Here is a 14,268-nt window from a genome sequence, read left to right as displayed (position 1 = left end):
GGTCGCGATGACGGTCGGGGGCGTGAGGCTGCGGTCCGGCGTCGCCACCGACCAGGCGGCGCGCGAGACCAACGAGGACACGGCGTGGGCCGCGGACGGCCTGTTCCTCGTCGCCGACGGCATGGGCGGTCACGAGGCCGGCGAGGTCGCCTCCCGCCTCGCGGTGGACGTCGTGCGGGAGCTCGCGGGCTCCACCCCGACGATGGACGACGTGACACGCGTCGTGCGCGACGCCCACCGCAGGGTCCGGGAGCTCCCGGCCGAGGGGGAGAGGCGCCCCGGGACGACGCTCACCGGTGTCGTCGTGACCGAGCACGCCGGCGTCCCGTGCTGGCTCGTGCTCAACGTCGGCGACTCGCGCACGTACCGCATGGTCGGGGGCATGCTCGAGCAGCTCACGCGGGACCACTCCGAGGTGGCCGAGCTCGTCGAGCAGGGGCTCGTGGCGGTCGAGGACGCCGCGCGGCACCCCCGCCGGCACGTCGTGACGCGCGTGCTGGGCGGCGGCGCGTCGCGCGTCGACCCCGACCTGCGGATGTTCCCCGTGAGCCACGGTGACCGCATGGTGGTGTGCTCCGACGGCCTGACCGAGGCGCTGTCCGACGCGCGGGTCCAGGCCGTGCTGCGCACCGAGCGGCACCCGCGCGCGGCGGCGGAGCGCCTGGTGCGCGAGGCGCTCGCCGCGGACGCCCAGGACAACGTCACGGTCGTCGTCGTGGACGCGGTCACCGTCACCCGGGAGCCAGGCGCGTCGGGCGCCGCCGACATGGCACGATGACCGCGCACCCGACACCGGAGGACCGCCCGTGAGCACCCGCGCCTCGGCTCCGCGCTGCGCATCCTGCGGCATGCCGCTCGCCCCCGACGCCGAGTCCTGCGCGGTCTGCGGGGCCCGGGTCCCGCTGATCGCACGCCCTGCTGCGGACGACGACGACGCGACCGTCGCCGACACGCCACCGGCCGGCGACCCGGGCGCGCGGTGGGCGTCCGGGGGCGCTGCGGTGCCGCGTGCGCAGGTCGTCGAGCCGACGGTCCCGACCGGGAGCGGCACCGGGAGCGGCACCGTGAGCCGGTCGCGACCGCCCCTGTCCCACCGGGCTCCCGGCCCGACGGCCGGATCCACCGAGCGCCCGGCCCCCGTGCCGGCCGCGTCCTTCGACGCGGCCGCGGCAGCGCGCGACGTGCGGGGGTCCGCGCGGGCCACGCGGTCGGGGGGGTCCCGCGTGGCGGACGTCCCGCCGTCCGTCGGCACGCGCGTCCTGGCGTACGCGATCGACCTGGTCGCGGCGGCTGCGGCGGCAGGCGTGGGCCTCCTCGTCGCCGGGTCCGACGGCGGCCTGCCGGTGCTGCCGGGTCTGCTGGCCCTCCTCGTGGCGGTCGCGCAGATCGTCGCCGAGGGTGTCGGCGGGGCGACGCTCGGGGCGCGTCTGCTGGGACTGCGCACCGTCGACGACCGCACGGGTAGGCCCCCCGGCGTGGGCCGCGCGTTCGTGCGGCAGCTGGTGGTGGGCGTGGGGACGCTGGCGTGCCTCGTCGGCAACTGGGCGGTCGCCGCCTCCGCCGCGTGGGACTCCGGTCCGCGGCGCCGGGGCTGGCACGACAAGGCCTCGGGGACGACGGTCGTGCACGCGTCGGCGCAGCCGCCCGAGTCCCGTCGGCCCGCAGGTGCTGCCACGTCCGGGGAGCAGCGGCCGCAGGGCGCGGCGCGACCGTGGACGCCGTCGGTGCCACCGGGCGCTCCCGCGCCGGAGGCCCCGGCCCCCGCGGCAGCCGTGGTCGACGACTTCCTCCTGGCTCCTGCGCCGCCGACGTCGTCGGTCGCGCCGGCGCCCGCGCCTGCCGCGCCGCCGCCTGCCCCCGACCTGCTCCCCGCAGCGCCCGCCGGGTCCGCCCCGCTGCCCGCTGCGGAGCAGGCCGAGTCGGACCTGCTGCCCCCGCCGCCCCAGGCGCGCCGGCAGACCGACGGTGTGCGCCCCGGGCCCGCCCCGGCCGCGGCGCACCCGCTCGACGACGACCTCGCCGAGCTCGAGCACACGCGTGTGCGCGACCCCGAGTCGCTGCGGCGTCGGACGGGCACGCTGGCGCTGCACTTCGACACCGGTGAGCGGGTGCGCGTCGTCGGACGGGGCCTGGTGGGGCGTGGCCCTCGCGCCGAGGACGGCGAGGACATCCTGCACGTGATCGTGCTGAACGACGCCGCGCGGTCCCTGTCCCGGGTGCACGCCGAGTTCGGGCCGCAGGGGGCCACGGCGGAGGAGGACTCGGCGATCTGGGTCGCGGACCGCGGGTCCACGAACGGCACGGTCGTCATCGACCCCGCGGGCACGGCGCGCGTGCTGCCGGCGGGGACCCGCGCCCTGGTCGGCGCCGGGTGGACGGTGCGTCTGGGCGACCGCGAGGCGCGCGTCGAGTCGGACTGACGACGCCGCGTGACGCCGTCCGCCGTCAGGGCGCGGGGCGGGCCGCGGCGTCCGGCGACGGGCGCCGGGAGTGGCGCAGCCCGTCGACCGTGAGGATGACGAGGGCGACCCACACGAGCCCGAAGCCCCACCAGCGGGCGGGGGGCATCTGCTCGCCGGCCACCAGGACGCCGATCGCGAGCTGCAGCACGGGCGCGAGGTACTGCAGCAGCCCCACGGTCGTCAGGGGGAGCCGGCGCGCCGCGGAGTTGAAGAGCAGCAGCGGGACGGCGGTGAGCACGCCCGTGCCGACGAGGGCCAGGCCGTGCAGGTCGAGCGCGAACGTGCCGCTGCCGGTCGCGTGGAGCCACCCGAGGTAGACCACGGCGACGGGCGCGAGGACGGCGGTCTCGGCCGCCAGCCCGGGCAGTGCCCCGACCCGCGGCCCGACGCGGCTCTTGATGAGCCCGTAGGCGCCGAAGCTGCAGGCCAGGACCAGGGCGATCCAGGGCAGCCGCCCGTACCCGACCGCGAGGACGACGACAGCAGCGGCGCCGCAGCCGACCGCGACCCACTGGACGCCGCGCAGCCTCTCCTTGAGGACGAGCACCGCCAGCGCGATGGTGACGAGCGGGTTGATGAAGTAGCCCAGCGCCGCGTCGACCACGTGCCCCGTGGTGACGCCGTGGACGAACACGAGCCAGTTGACGGCGAGGAACGTGGCGGCGACCGTGAGGCGCAGCAGCAGCCCGCGGTCACGCAGGATCGTGACGAAGGCGCTCCAGGTGCCGGTGACCTGCAGCAGGACGAGGCAGAACAGCAGGGACCACACGACGCGGTGGGCGATGATCTCGACCGGGTCGGACGGCGTCAGCAGGGGGAAGTACAGGGGGAGCGCGCCCCACAGCGCGTAGGCGGCGACGCCCGCGGCGAGGCCGCCGCGACGGCCGGGTGCAGGTACGTCCACCCGCCGACTGTAGGCGTGCCGACGGCGTGTCCCACATCGCGGACTGTCCGTATCGTGGAGTGGACGTCGAGCGGGTGCGTGCCCGCGTCCTAGACTTGTCGCGCACTGCTCTCGCAGCGATGGCGGGGCGCGGACGCGAGGCGCGACGTCACCTCCGTCAGGACGCCCCGTCGTGCGAGGGCTCCCCACAGCGGAAGGCAACCAGGTCCCGTGAGCACCCCGACCCTGCGCGTCGCGATCGTCGGCGCCGGTCCGGCCGGCATCTACGCGGCCGACATCCTGTCGAAGACCGACCTCGACGTGAGCATCGACCTGTTCGAGCGGCTCCCGGCGCCGTTCGGCCTCGTGCGTTACGGCGTGGCCCCGGACCATCCGCGCATCAAGCAGATCATCGTCGCGCTGCACAAGGTCCTCGAGCGGGGCGACATCCGTCTGCTCGCGAACGTCGACTACGGCACCGACCTCAAGCTCGACGACCTGCGCACGTTCTACGACGCCGTGATCTTCTCGACCGGCTCGATCCGGGACGCGGCGCTGCCGATCCCCGGCATCGACCTCGAGGGCTCCTACGGTGCCGCGGACTTCGTGTCCTGGTACGACGGCCACCCCGACGTGCCGCGCACCTGGCCGCTGGAGGCGACGCAGGTCGCGGTGCTCGGCGCGGGCAACGTGGCGCTCGACGTGGCTCGCATCCTGGCCAAGCACGCCGACGACCTGCTGCCGACGGAGGTCCCGCAGAACGTCTACGACATCCTCAAGACCAACCCCGTCACCGACGTGCACGTCTTCGCGCGCCGCGGGCCCGCCCAGGCCAAGTTCTCGCCGCTCGAGCTGCGCGAGCTGGGCCATGTCCCCGACGTGGACGTGATCGTCTACCCCGAGGACTTCGAGTTCGACGAGGGCTCGATGGCCGCGATCCACTCGAGCAACCAGACCAAGCAGGTCGTCAAGACCCTGACGGACTGGACCCTCAAGGAGCCGGAGGACCTGACGGCCTCGCGCCGCATCCACCTGCACTTCCTGCACAAGCCCGTCGAGGTCCTCGGTGAGGACGGCCACGTCGTCGGCCTGCGCACCGAGCGCACGGCGCTCAACGGCGACGGCAACGTGACCGGCACCGGGCAGTTCCACGACTGGCCGGTCCAGGCGGTCTACCGGGCGGTCGGCTACTTCGGCTCGCCCCTGGTCGACATCCCGTTCGACGACGTCGCGGGTGTCATCCCCAACCGCGAGGGGCGCGTCCTGGACGTGGACGGCGACCACCTGGCGGGCGTGTACGCCACCGGGTGGATCAAGCGGGGCCCCGTCGGTCTCATCGGTCACACCAAGTCCGACGCGTCGGAGACGATCCGGCACCTCGGTGAGGACGTCGCGGCTGCGGGCGAGGCCTTCTACACCGCGACGGAGCGTGACCCGCAGGCCGTGCTCGACTTCCTCGCGCAGCGCGGCGCGGACACGATCGAGTGGTCCGGCTGGGAGCTGCTCGACGCGTACGAGCGCTCCCTCGGCGAGCCCCAGGGGCGTGAGCGCGTCAAGGTCGTGCCACGCGAGCACATGGTCGCGGTCGCCCTCGGACGCGAGGTCCCGCAGGACTGAGCGCGCCGCAGCAGGGCTGAACGCTCGCACGCGGGCCCCCGGACGGTCGCACCGTCCGGGGGCCCGTCTGGTGCGCCGTGACGGCCTCGTGCCCGCTCCTGGGCGGCCTGCGGGAACGTCGTCACCACGCCGGGCGTTGACGTGGTACGGACGCCGCGAGCGGCGCCGGACGGGGGAGACGAGGACGAAGATGCAGCACAGGCACTACAACGGCCTGAAGACGGCGGCGCTGTTCGGCGTGATGTGGGCGGTCCTGCTCGGCATCGGCTGGCTCGTCGGGGGCCCGCGGTACCTGTGGGTGTTCACCGCGCTGGGCCTGGTGATGACGGCCTACAGCTACTGGAACTCCGACAAGATCGCGATCCGGGCGATGCGTGCCCGGCCCGTGAGCGAGATCGAGCAGCCCGCGATGTACCGCATCGTGCGCGAGCTCTCGACGGCCGCTCGCCAGCCCATGCCCCGGCTGTACGTGTCGCCCACGATGGCGCCCAACGCCTTCGCGACGGGCCGCAACCCGCAGAACGCGGCGGTGTGCTGCACGGAGGGCATCCTGGGGATCCTCGACGAGCGTGAGCTGCGCGGCGTGCTGGGCCACGAGCTCATGCACGTCTACAACCGCGACATCCTCACGTCGTCGGTCGCGGCGGCGGTCGCCGGCGTGATCACGTCCCTCGCGCAGTTCGCGCTGTTCTTCGGCGGTGGTGACCGCCGTGAGGGTGGCAACCCGATCGCCGCCCTGCTCATGGTCGTCCTCGCACCCGTGGCGGCGACGACCATCCAGCTCGCGATCTCGCGCACGCGCGAGTTCGACGCCGACGAGGACGGCGCCCGCCTCACCGGCGACCCGCTCGCCCTGGCGTCGGCGCTGCGCAAGCTCGAGGCGGGCACCCGCGCGCGCCCGCTGCCGCAGGACCGCGAGCTGGTCGACGTGTCGCACCTCATGATCGCGAACCCGTTCCGCGGTGCCGGTCTTGCTCGTCTGTTCTCGACGCACCCGCCGATGCCCGAGCGGGTCGCCCGGCTCGAGGCGATGGCGGGCGGCGGGGTGACGCGCTGGTGACGGCCTCGGGTGCCGCCCGGCACCGCGGGGGCACGCGAGCGTGCCCCCGGGAGCCGTCTACCGGTAGTTGACGAACTGCAGGGCCGCGTCGACGTCCGACCCCTTGAGCAGCGCGATGACGGTCTGCAGGTCGTCCCGGCTCTTGGCGGTCACGCGCAGCTCGTCGCCCTGGATCTGCGTCTTGACGCCCTTGGGGCCCTCCTCGCGCACGATCTTGGCCAGCTTCTTGGCGATCTCGGTGCTCAGGCCCTCCTTGAGGGTCCCTGCCAGCCGGTACTCCTTGCCGGACGGCTGCGGCTCGTTCTCGCCGGTGTCCAGCGCCTTGAGGGAGATGCCGCGCTTGATGAGCTTGGTCTGGAAGACGTCCAGCACCGCGAGCACGCGCTCGGGGGAGTTCGCGACCATCAGGATGTTCTCGCCGCTCCAGGAGATGGACGCGCCCACACCCTTGAAGTCGTAGCGCTGCGTGATCTCCTTCGCGGCCTGGTTCAGCGCGTTGTCGACCTCCTGGCGGTCGACCTTGCTGACGACGTCGAACGACGACTCGCTTGCCATGCTGCTCCCTCCCTGCACCCGTCGGGGTGCGTCTGCGGTCCGGTGGACGAGGTGCCGTGCGACGATCGCGCCGCGCGGCGCGGGCCGTGGTCACGGACCGCTGCGCGGCGATGTGCACGAGCCCCCTCCCGGAGTTGCTATCCTTCCATCCGCACGCCGTTCGCGCGGACGCGCCGGAACCGTCGTACGAGCACTCGTACGCAGGAACCGACGCCGACGACGCGGCCGCGCGTCCCTTGGCGGGTTACCCGAGTGGCCAAAGGGGGCTGACTGTAAATCAGCTGGCAACGCCTACGGGGGTTCGAATCCCTCACCCGCCACGTACCGAAGGGGGCGTCCTCATGGAGGACGCCCCCTTCGTCGTCCCACCCGGACGACCGGCCGGCACCCGGTCCGCCGTGCGAGGCGTCGGGCGCCGCCGCGGTGTCGCGGTGGTCGGCCTGGTGGTGTCAGCAGGTCCAGGTGCCCGTGGTGACCGAGACGGTGGCGCCCTCGTCGCGGGTGTCGAAGACGCCGGCGTCCTCGGCGGACGCGAACGCGACGCCGACGCCCACGGGCTCGGCTAACCCGGTGAGCGCGGACAGGTCCTCCTGGGCGCCGGACTGGCAGCCGGGCGCCCACGGCTCGACCTCGTAGCCCTGGTCCGCGAGGCGCTCGACCTCGGTGGCCAGCGCGGGGTCGTCGCCGTTCTCGGCCAGCGCGGTCCAGACGACGAAGAACTCGCCCTCGGCGTCGGCCGGCGTGATCGCGGTCGGCCAGTCGGCGGTGGAGGGGTCGACGCCCTCGTCACCGCCGCCGCAGGCGGCGACGGTGAGCAGTGCGGCGACGGTCAGTGCGGTGGCGGCCAGGCGGCCGGGACGGTGACGGGGGGTGCGCATGCGCCGGATCGTGGCACGCGACGCGGGGTGCCGCGACGAACTGAAACGCTTCGGCCGCCACTCGTCCCACCTGCTCCGGCGGCTCCGGGAGGGCGTCGCGCGGGCCTCGGCGGAGACGATTTCACGGGGACCCCACAGCCCGTGTACTCTGGTCCGCGCTGCCCCGATAGCTCAGTCGGCAGAGCGTCTCCATGGTAAGGAGAAGGTCAAGGGTTCGATTCCCTTTCGGGGCTCTGTGGTGTGTTCGAGGGCGGTGCCGTGTTCGCACGGCACCGGCCACGTCCGCATCGACATGGCGGGGTAGCTCAGGTGGTTAGAGCACACGGCTCATAATCGTGGTGTCGCGGGTTCGAGTCCCGCTCCCGCTACCACGTCCGGCGAACATCCGTCCCAGCAGCGCGCGTCGGCCGGCGCGCGCCAGGAGAAGAAACGCAGCCCCCGCGGGGCGCGAGAGGTGACATAGACATGGCCAGCAAGAGCGCGGACGTCCGCCCCAAGATCACTCTCGCCTGCACGGAGTGCAAGGAGCGGAACTACATCACCAAGAAGAACCGTCGGAACACCCCCGACCGGCTCGAGATGAAGAAGTTCTGCCCGCGTGACAACAAGCACACGGTGCACCGCGAGACCCGCTGACGCGGTTCGCGAACACGACTGACCTGCTGACGTGCCGGTCGACACCACATTCGCCGGGCGGGCCTACCCGCCCGGCGACGTGTATGTGGTCGCACGCGAGAAGCTGCGCGAGTTCGCCGAGGCCACGGGTGCCACGCACCCCGCCCACACGGACCCCGACGCAGCCCGGGACCTCGGGTACCCGGACGTCGTCGCGCCGCCCACGTTCGCCGTGGTGATCGCCCAGCGGACCGAGGCGCAGTACGTCGAGGACCCCGCCGCGGGCGTCGACTTCAGCCGCGTCGTGCACGCCGACGAGCGCTTCACGCACCACCGGCCCATCTGCGCCGGTGACCGGCTGCGGACCGCGCTGCACGTCGACGCCGTCACGCAGCGCGCCGGGCTGTCGATGATCACCACGCGGTGCGAGATCGCCGACGAGGACGGGGCGCCCGTCGCCACGGTCGTCTCGACGCTCGCCGTGCGGTCCGAGGACGACGCGTGAGCCGCGACGCCCGCCCCGCGGTCGCCGACCTCGCAGTCGGTCAGGAGGTGGCCCGCCGCACGCTCACGGTCGACCGCGCGCGGCTCGTGCGGTACGCCGGTGCGTCGGGCGACTTCAACCCGATCCACTGGAACGAGCGGGTCGCCACGTCGGTCGGTCTGCCGGGCGTGATCGCGCACGGCATGTGGACCATGGGCGCCGCCGTCACCGTGGTGGTCGACTGGGTCGGCGACCCCGGCGCGGTCGTCGACTACCAGACGCGGTTCACGCGTCCCGTGCCCGTGCCCGACCCGGGGGAGGCGTCCGTCGAGGTCGTCGCCACGGTCGGTGCGCTCGACGTCGACGCGGGGACGGCGCGGATCGACCTCACGGTGACGGTCGACGGTGTGCGGGTCCTCGGCAAGGCCCAGGCGGTCGTCCGGCTGGTCTGACCTGGCCGCGGTCCTCCGCGGGCGGCGCCGTCGTCGTGTCGCGCCGTCGTGGTGTCAGGCGCGTTGCGGTACGGGCCCGGTCGTCGTCCCGGTGCGCAGCTTCACGGGCAGCACGCGCGGCTCGGGCGTGCGGCCGGCGAGCAGCTCGGCCACGGCCTCGCCGATGGCGGCCCCCTTCTCCGCGAGCGGCTGCGACACGCTCGTCAGGACGTCGGGTGCGAGCCACGGCAGGTCCAGACCGTCGAACCCGGCGACGGAGACGTCCTGCGGCACCCGCAGCCCGAGCTCCCGGGCGGCCAGCACCACGCCCGAGGCCAGCAGGTCCGACTGGCACACGATCGCGGTCGGGCGGTCGGCTGCCGACAGCAGCGCGCGGCCGGCCGCCGCGCCGTTCTCGACGAGCGACGCGGGCGTCTCGTAGACGACGGTCGGGGTGACGCCCGCGTCGGTGACCCCGGTGAGCCGGCGCCGGGTGATCTCCCAGGAGATCCGGGCCAGGCGGGCCTGGCCGGCGGGGCCCTCGGAGCGCTCGCGGTCGAACGGCAGGGTCACGGTCGCGATGCGCGTGTGACCGAGGGCGAGCAGGTGCCGCGTGAGCTCGACCATCCCGCCGTGGTCGTCGATCCCGATGGCGGCCACGTCGGGCTGGGGCGTGCCCTCGACGAGGACCGTCGGGGTGCCGCGCCGTCGGAGCATCTCCAGGACCGGGTCGTCGGTGGTGCCGCCCCACATCTGCACGGCGACGTCCATCGCGGCGGACTCCAGCAGCGGGTCGACCGCGGGCTGCGACGGGTCGTCCGGGCCGGGGATGAGGAGCACGCCGAGGCCGAGCGGCCCGAGCGTGGAGGTGAGGCCGTCGAGCACCTGGACGGCGACGGGGTCGCGGAACGCGCGGCGCAGCGCGTCGCCCATGATGACGCCGACGATGCCGGAACGCCCGCGGCGCAGCTGGCGTCCGAGGGGGTTGGGACCGGCGTACCCGAGCGCCCGGGCCGCGTCCAGGACCCGCGCGCGGGTGGCGTCGGCGATGGGTCCGGAGCCGGAGAAGGCCAGGGAGGCGGTCGAGACCGACACGCCGGCGCTCGCGGCGACGTCGGCCAGGGTGGTGCGCTGCGCGGACAGGGCGGACCTCCGGGGCCGGCGAGGCAGGTGAGGGCTGACGTTTGACGTCGCGGTCAGCGTACCCGCAGTATGGATGAGGCCCCTCGAATCGATTCGAGAAGCGCGTGGACAGCCTATGGCGCGCCGTAGGCCGAATCTCGGTTCCCCCTTGACCCGGAGCTCTGCTGTGACCACCCCCGACCCGTCCGTGGTCGCCCGTGCCCGCCACCTGCTCGTCGGTCTCTTCGCCCTGGCGGGCGTGGCCTTCGCGAGCTGGTTGGCGCGCATCCCGACGGTCCGCGACCTCCTGGACCTGAGCACGGCCGACCTGGGCCTGCTCCTCCTCGTCGGCTCGGTCGGCTCGCTCCTGACCGTCATGTCCTCCGGCGTCGTGCTCCAGCGGCTCGGCAGCCGTCGCGTCCTGCTCGTCTCCACGTTCGTCCTCGCGACCGCCTTCGTGCTGCTCGGTGTCGGTCCGACCGTCGGGTCGCGCGTCCTGCTCGCCGCGGGCATGTTCCTCAACGGCGTCGCCGTCGCGCTGGGCAACATCGCGATCAACGTCGAGTCGGGGCGGGTCGAACGTGCGCTGGGGCGGACGGTGATCCCGCAGTTCCACGCGGCGTTCTCCATCGGTGCGGTCGTCGGGTCCGGCGCCGGCGCGCTGGCGTCCGCCGGTGGCGTGCCCGTGGTCGTGCAGCTCCCCCTCACCGCGGCGGTGATCGTCGTGTGGCGGCTCGCGTCGCTGCCCGGCGTGGTGCTGCCCATGTCCGCCGTCGAGGCGGGGGAGCGGCCCGTCGCCCCCGCCCGCGCGGCGCCGGCCGCCGCGGACTCGCGCACGCGACGGGGCGCGCGACGTCTCGCCACCGCGCTCGACGCGTGGCGCGAGCCGCGCACGCTGCTCGTCGGGGTCGTGGTCCTCTCTGCCGCGTTCTCCGAGGGCGCGGCCAACAACTGGCTCTCGCTCGCCGTGGTCGACGGCTTCGCGCGGTCCGAGTCGGTCGGCGGTGCGGTGCTGGGGCTGTTCGTGACGTCGATGACGGTCGTGCGTCTGCTCGGGACCCGGCTCATCGACCGGTTCGGGCGCGTCGCGGTCCTGCGGGCGTCCGGCGCGTCGTCGATCGTCGGCCTGCTGCTGTTCGGGTTCGCCCCGGGCTTCGTCCTCGCGTGCGCCGGCGTCGTCCTGTGGGGCGTGGGCGCCGCGCTCGCGGTGCCCATCGGCATCGCCGCGGCGTCCGACGACCCCGTGCGTGCCGCCGGGCGCGTCGCGGTGGTCTCCGCCTTCGCTTCCGTGGCGTCGCTCGTCGCTCCGCCCGTGCTCGGCCTGGCCGCGGAGTCCGTCGGCGCGCGCCACGCCCTCGTGCTGATCGTCGCCGCGATGGTCGCGAGCCTCGTCGTGGCACCGGCGGTGACCCGCGAGCGGCTCGACGTGCCCGGGCCCGCTGCCGCGCCCGTTCCCCCGGTCGGCACGCAGGCCTCCGGAGCCGACGCGATCCACGCGGTCGACCTCGAGGAGCTCGCCCACGCCCGTCACCACCACGGCCGGTTCGGGCGGGCCCGGAGGCGGCACGGACGGACGGATCGACCCGTCGCACGCGGTGGTGCACGATGAGCGGAGTGACCGACGTCCGGCGCGCGCCCGGTCCGCGTGACGTCCGGCTCGCCTCTGCGGCGGTCTTCACCGTCTTCCTGCTGTCCGGCGTGAACTTCGCCTCCTGGGCTGCCCGGCTCCCGGCCGTGCGCGACGCGCTGGGGCTGACGCCCGAGCGCATGGGTGTGCTGCTGCTCATCGGGGCGCTCGGCTCGCTGGTGTCGCTGCCCCTGTCCGGCCTCGTGGTCGAGCGCTGGGGCGCGCGTCGCACGGTGCTCGCCTTCGCGGTCGCGAACGCGTCCGGCCTCGCGCTCGCGTCGCTGGGCGTGGCCCTCGGGCACGTCGTCCTGGTCGGTGCCGGGCTCGTCCTCGCGGGCATCGGGGCGGGCGTGTGGGACGCCGCGATGAACATCGAGGGTGCGGTCGTCGAGCAGCGGCTCGGGCGCACCGTCATGCCGCGCTACCACGCGGGCTTCTCCGTCGGGACGATGGCAGCTGCCGGCGTCGCCGCGGGTGCGGCGGCGCTGCACGTGCCGGTCCAGGTGCACCTGCCCGTCGTCCTGGGGCTCTCGACGGTCGTCGTCGCGGTGGCGGTGCGCGCGTTCGTCGACGGACCCGACCGGCACGGGGGCGACACGGACCGGGACGTGCAGCGCGGCGGCGCGCCCGGCGGTGCCCGGGGCGCGCTCGGGGCGTGGCTCGAGCCGCGGACGCTGCTCATCGGCCTGGTGGCGCTCGCCGCGGCGCTCACCGAGGGCGCGGCGAACGACTGGGTGAGCCTCGCGGTCGTCGACGGCTTCGGCACCGCGCACGCGACGGGCGCGGTCGCCTTCGGGCTCTTCGTCACGGCGATGACCGCGATGCGGATGTTCGGCACGGCGCTGCTCGACCGCTTCGGGCGTGTCGCCGTGCTGCGGCTGTGCGCCGGCCTGGCAGGTGCCGGCCTGCTCGTCTTCGGCCTGGCCGACCAGCTGTGGCTCGCGCTCGTCGGTGTGGTCGTGTGGGGCGCGGGTGCGGCGCTCGGCTTCCCCGTCGGCATGAGCGCGGCGGCCGACGACCCGCTGCGCGCCGCGCAGCGCGTGGCGGTCGTCTCGACGGTCGGGTACGCCGCGTTCCTCGCGGGTCCCCCGCTGCTCGGGCTGCTCGCGGAGCACGTCGGCTACCGGCACGCGCTCCTGGCGATCCTCGCGCCCGTGGCCCTCGGTCTGCTGGTCACCGGCGCCGCGCGGCCGCTGCTGCGCACGGGTGCGCCGGTCGACGCCGACGCCGTGGAGCACCCGGCGCCGCCCGCGGTCTAGCCTGGCCGGGTGGAGCCCGACACCTGCGCACTGACCGGCCCGGCCCCCGCGTCGGCGTACCCGCCCGTCCCGACGCACGCCGGCACCCCCGCGCTCGCGGACCTCACGACCCTGCGCGTCGGCGGACCCGTCGGGCGCTACCTCGAGACGACGTCCGAGGCCGAGCTGGTCGCCGCGGTGCGTGCGGCCGACGAGGCCGGCGAGCCGCTGCTCGTGCTCGGCGGCGGCTCCAACGTGCTGGCCTCGGACGACGGGTTCCCCGGGGTCGTCGTGCGCGACGTGCGCGGCGGCGTGGAGGTGCCCGACGCGTCCGCGTGCGGGGGCGTCACGCTCACGGTGCCCGCGGGGACCGTGTGGGACGACGTGGTCGCGTACGCGGTCGCCAACGAGCTCGTGGGGGTCGAGGCGCTGTCAGGCATCCCCGGGTCGACGGGCGCGACGCCGGTCCAGAACGTCGGTGCGTACGGCCAGGAGGTCGCGCAGACCGTCGCGCAGGTGCGCGTGTGGGACCGCGGACGCGGCCGGGTCCGCACGCTGCCGTTCGTGTCCCTGGGGTTCGGGTACCGGACGTCGGTGCTCAAGCGGTCGTTGCGACCGGACGCGACCGACCCGGCCGCGCCGTGGGGCCCGACGCCCCGGTACGTCGTGCTCGACGTGACGTTCCAGGTCAAGGAGGGCTCGCTGTCGGCGCCCGTGGCCTACCCCGAGCTCGCCCGCGCGCTCGACGTGGCCGTGGGGGAGCGCGCACCGCTCGCGGACGTGCGCGCTGCGGTGCTCGCGCTGCGGGCACGCAAGGGCATGGTGCTCGACGGGGCCGACCACGACACGTGGAGCGCCGGGTCGTTCTTCACCAATCCCGTCGTCGCGGCGGCGGACGCCGGTGGGCTGCCCGCCGACGCCCCCCGCTGGCCGATGCCCGACGGGTCCGTGAAGACGAGCGCCGCGTGGCTGATCGAGCGTGCGGGCTTCGGCCGCGGGCACGGCGCACCCGGGCCGGCGACCCTCTCGACCAAGCACACGCTCGCGCTGACCAACCGCGGTGACGCGCGCGCCGCCGACCTGCTCGCGCTGGCCCGCGAGGTCCGCGACGGTGTGCGCGACCGGTTCGGCGTCGTCCTTGAGCCCGAGCCCGTCCTGGTCGGCGTCACCCTCTGAGGCGCCGGCGCGGGGCGCCGGTCCGCCCCGCGCGCGGGAACCTAGACCTTTCCCCCCGATCGGGACAACCACCGCAGGGCGGGCACGGGAGTCCGCCCTGCGGCCGACGTCCCGCGCACC

At 74.8% G+C, this 14,268-nt stretch carries 14 protein-coding genes and 3 tRNA genes; 13 read left to right on the top strand and 4 right to left on the bottom strand.

From position 1 onward, the window contains the following. Positions 1–22: 22 nt before the first annotated feature. Positions 23–778 carry a protein phosphatase 2C domain-containing protein gene (locus tag IR158_RS01560; RefSeq protein WP_291808582.1) on the top strand — a complete coding sequence of 252 codons (756 nt, stop codon included), beginning with the start codon at positions 23–25 and terminating at the stop codon, positions 776–778. 70 nt (positions 779–848) lie between these two features. After that, the gene (locus IR158_RS01555; protein ID WP_291808580.1) at positions 849–2,420 is read left to right on the top strand and encodes an RDD family protein; all 1,572 of its coding nucleotides are present in this window, start codon (positions 849–851) and stop codon (positions 2,418–2,420) included. Between the two features lie 25 nt (positions 2,421–2,445). Here the strand turns inward: IR158_RS01555 and rarD are convergent, their stop codons facing one another. Next, the gene (gene rarD, locus IR158_RS01550) at positions 2,446–3,366 is read right to left on the bottom strand and encodes an EamA family transporter RarD (protein ID WP_291808577.1); all 921 of its coding nucleotides are present in this window, start codon (positions 3,364–3,366) and stop codon (positions 2,446–2,448) included. Between the two features lie 210 nt (positions 3,367–3,576). On the opposite strand from rarD, the gene IR158_RS01545 reads away from it, so the two are divergent. Together IR158_RS01545 and htpX are read left to right on the top strand one after the other, a co-directional pair. Then, on the top strand, positions 3,577–4,962 hold the full coding sequence (locus tag IR158_RS01545) for an FAD-dependent oxidoreductase (protein ID WP_291808573.1): 1,386 nt from the start codon (positions 3,577–3,579) through the stop codon (positions 4,960–4,962). Between the two features lie 190 nt (positions 4,963–5,152). Beyond that, the gene (gene htpX, locus IR158_RS01540; protein WP_291808571.1) at positions 5,153–6,022 is read left to right on the top strand and encodes a zinc metalloprotease HtpX; all 870 of its coding nucleotides are present in this window, start codon (positions 5,153–5,155) and stop codon (positions 6,020–6,022) included. Between the two features lie 57 nt (positions 6,023–6,079). Here the strand turns inward: htpX and IR158_RS01535 are convergent, their stop codons facing one another. After that, on the bottom strand, positions 6,080–6,577 hold the full coding sequence (locus IR158_RS01535) for a YajQ family cyclic di-GMP-binding protein (protein ID WP_291808569.1): 498 nt from the start codon (positions 6,575–6,577) through the stop codon (positions 6,080–6,082). A 238-nt stretch (positions 6,578–6,815) separates the two neighbouring features. On the opposite strand from IR158_RS01535, the gene IR158_RS01530 reads away from it, so the two are divergent. Further along, a tRNA-Tyr gene (locus tag IR158_RS01530) sits at positions 6,816–6,897 on the top strand. A 129-nt stretch (positions 6,898–7,026) separates the two neighbouring features. Here IR158_RS01530 and IR158_RS01525 read toward each other — a convergent pair. After that, positions 7,027–7,455, bottom strand: coding sequence for a hypothetical protein (locus tag IR158_RS01525; RefSeq protein WP_291808567.1), 429 nt, complete (start codon positions 7,453–7,455; stop codon positions 7,027–7,029). Positions 7,456–7,615: 160 nt separating this feature from the next. Between IR158_RS01525 and IR158_RS01520 the strand changes: the two genes are divergently transcribed. The 5 genes from IR158_RS01520 to IR158_RS01500 all read left to right on the top strand — a co-directional run bounded on the left by IR158_RS01520 (position 7,616) and on the right by IR158_RS01500 (position 9,006). After that, positions 7,616–7,688 (top strand) — tRNA-Thr (locus IR158_RS01520). 61 nt (positions 7,689–7,749) lie between these two features. Continuing rightward, positions 7,750–7,826: transfer RNA gene (locus IR158_RS01515), tRNA-Met, on the top strand. 94 nt (positions 7,827–7,920) lie between these two features. Next, a complete protein-coding gene (gene rpmG, locus IR158_RS01510; RefSeq protein WP_046529021.1) occupies positions 7,921–8,091 on the top strand; it encodes a 50S ribosomal protein L33 in 171 nt (56 codons plus the stop codon). Positions 8,092–8,122: 31 nt separating this feature from the next. After that, on the top strand, positions 8,123–8,575 hold the full coding sequence (locus tag IR158_RS01505) for a MaoC family dehydratase N-terminal domain-containing protein (protein ID WP_291808560.1): 453 nt from the start codon (positions 8,123–8,125) through the stop codon (positions 8,573–8,575). Continuing rightward, positions 8,572–9,006, top strand: coding sequence for a MaoC family dehydratase (locus IR158_RS01500; protein WP_291808559.1), 435 nt, complete (start codon positions 8,572–8,574; stop codon positions 9,004–9,006). The genes IR158_RS01505 and IR158_RS01500 overlap by 4 nt, the downstream gene beginning before the upstream one ends. A gap of 54 nt (positions 9,007–9,060) precedes the next feature. On the opposite strand, the gene IR158_RS01495 is transcribed toward IR158_RS01500, so the two are convergent. Next, positions 9,061–10,128 carry a LacI family DNA-binding transcriptional regulator gene (locus IR158_RS01495; protein ID WP_291808601.1) on the bottom strand — a complete coding sequence of 356 codons (1,068 nt, stop codon included), beginning with the start codon at positions 10,126–10,128 and terminating at the stop codon, positions 9,061–9,063. A gap of 166 nt (positions 10,129–10,294) precedes the next feature. Here IR158_RS01495 and IR158_RS01490 point away from each other — a divergent pair, with 166 nt between their 5' ends. Genes IR158_RS01490 through IR158_RS01480 form a run of 3 tightly spaced genes read left to right on the top strand, consistent with a single transcriptional unit; the run spans position 10,295 to position 14,148 of the window. Continuing rightward, positions 10,295–11,716, top strand: a complete 1,422-nt coding sequence (locus IR158_RS01490; RefSeq protein ID WP_291808557.1) for an MFS transporter — start codon at positions 10,295–10,297, stop codon at positions 11,714–11,716. Further along, the gene (locus tag IR158_RS01485; protein ID WP_291808554.1) at positions 11,713–12,993 is read left to right on the top strand and encodes an MFS transporter; all 1,281 of its coding nucleotides are present in this window, start codon (positions 11,713–11,715) and stop codon (positions 12,991–12,993) included. The genes IR158_RS01490 and IR158_RS01485 overlap by 4 nt, the downstream gene beginning before the upstream one ends. Before the next feature lie 9 nt (positions 12,994–13,002). Then, complete coding sequence (locus IR158_RS01480; RefSeq protein ID WP_291808551.1) at positions 13,003–14,148, top strand: UDP-N-acetylmuramate dehydrogenase; 1,146 nt, start codon at positions 13,003–13,005, stop codon at positions 14,146–14,148. Positions 14,149–14,268: the final 120 nt, after the last annotated feature.

Origin of the sequence: Cellulomonas sp. (assembly GCF_015234515.1) — a bacterium.
Taxonomy (GTDB): domain Bacteria; phylum Actinomycetota; class Actinomycetes; order Actinomycetales; family Cellulomonadaceae; genus Cellulomonas.
The sequence above is the reverse complement of the archived record's forward strand: the minus strand, read 5'-3'. Positions and strand labels throughout refer to the sequence as shown.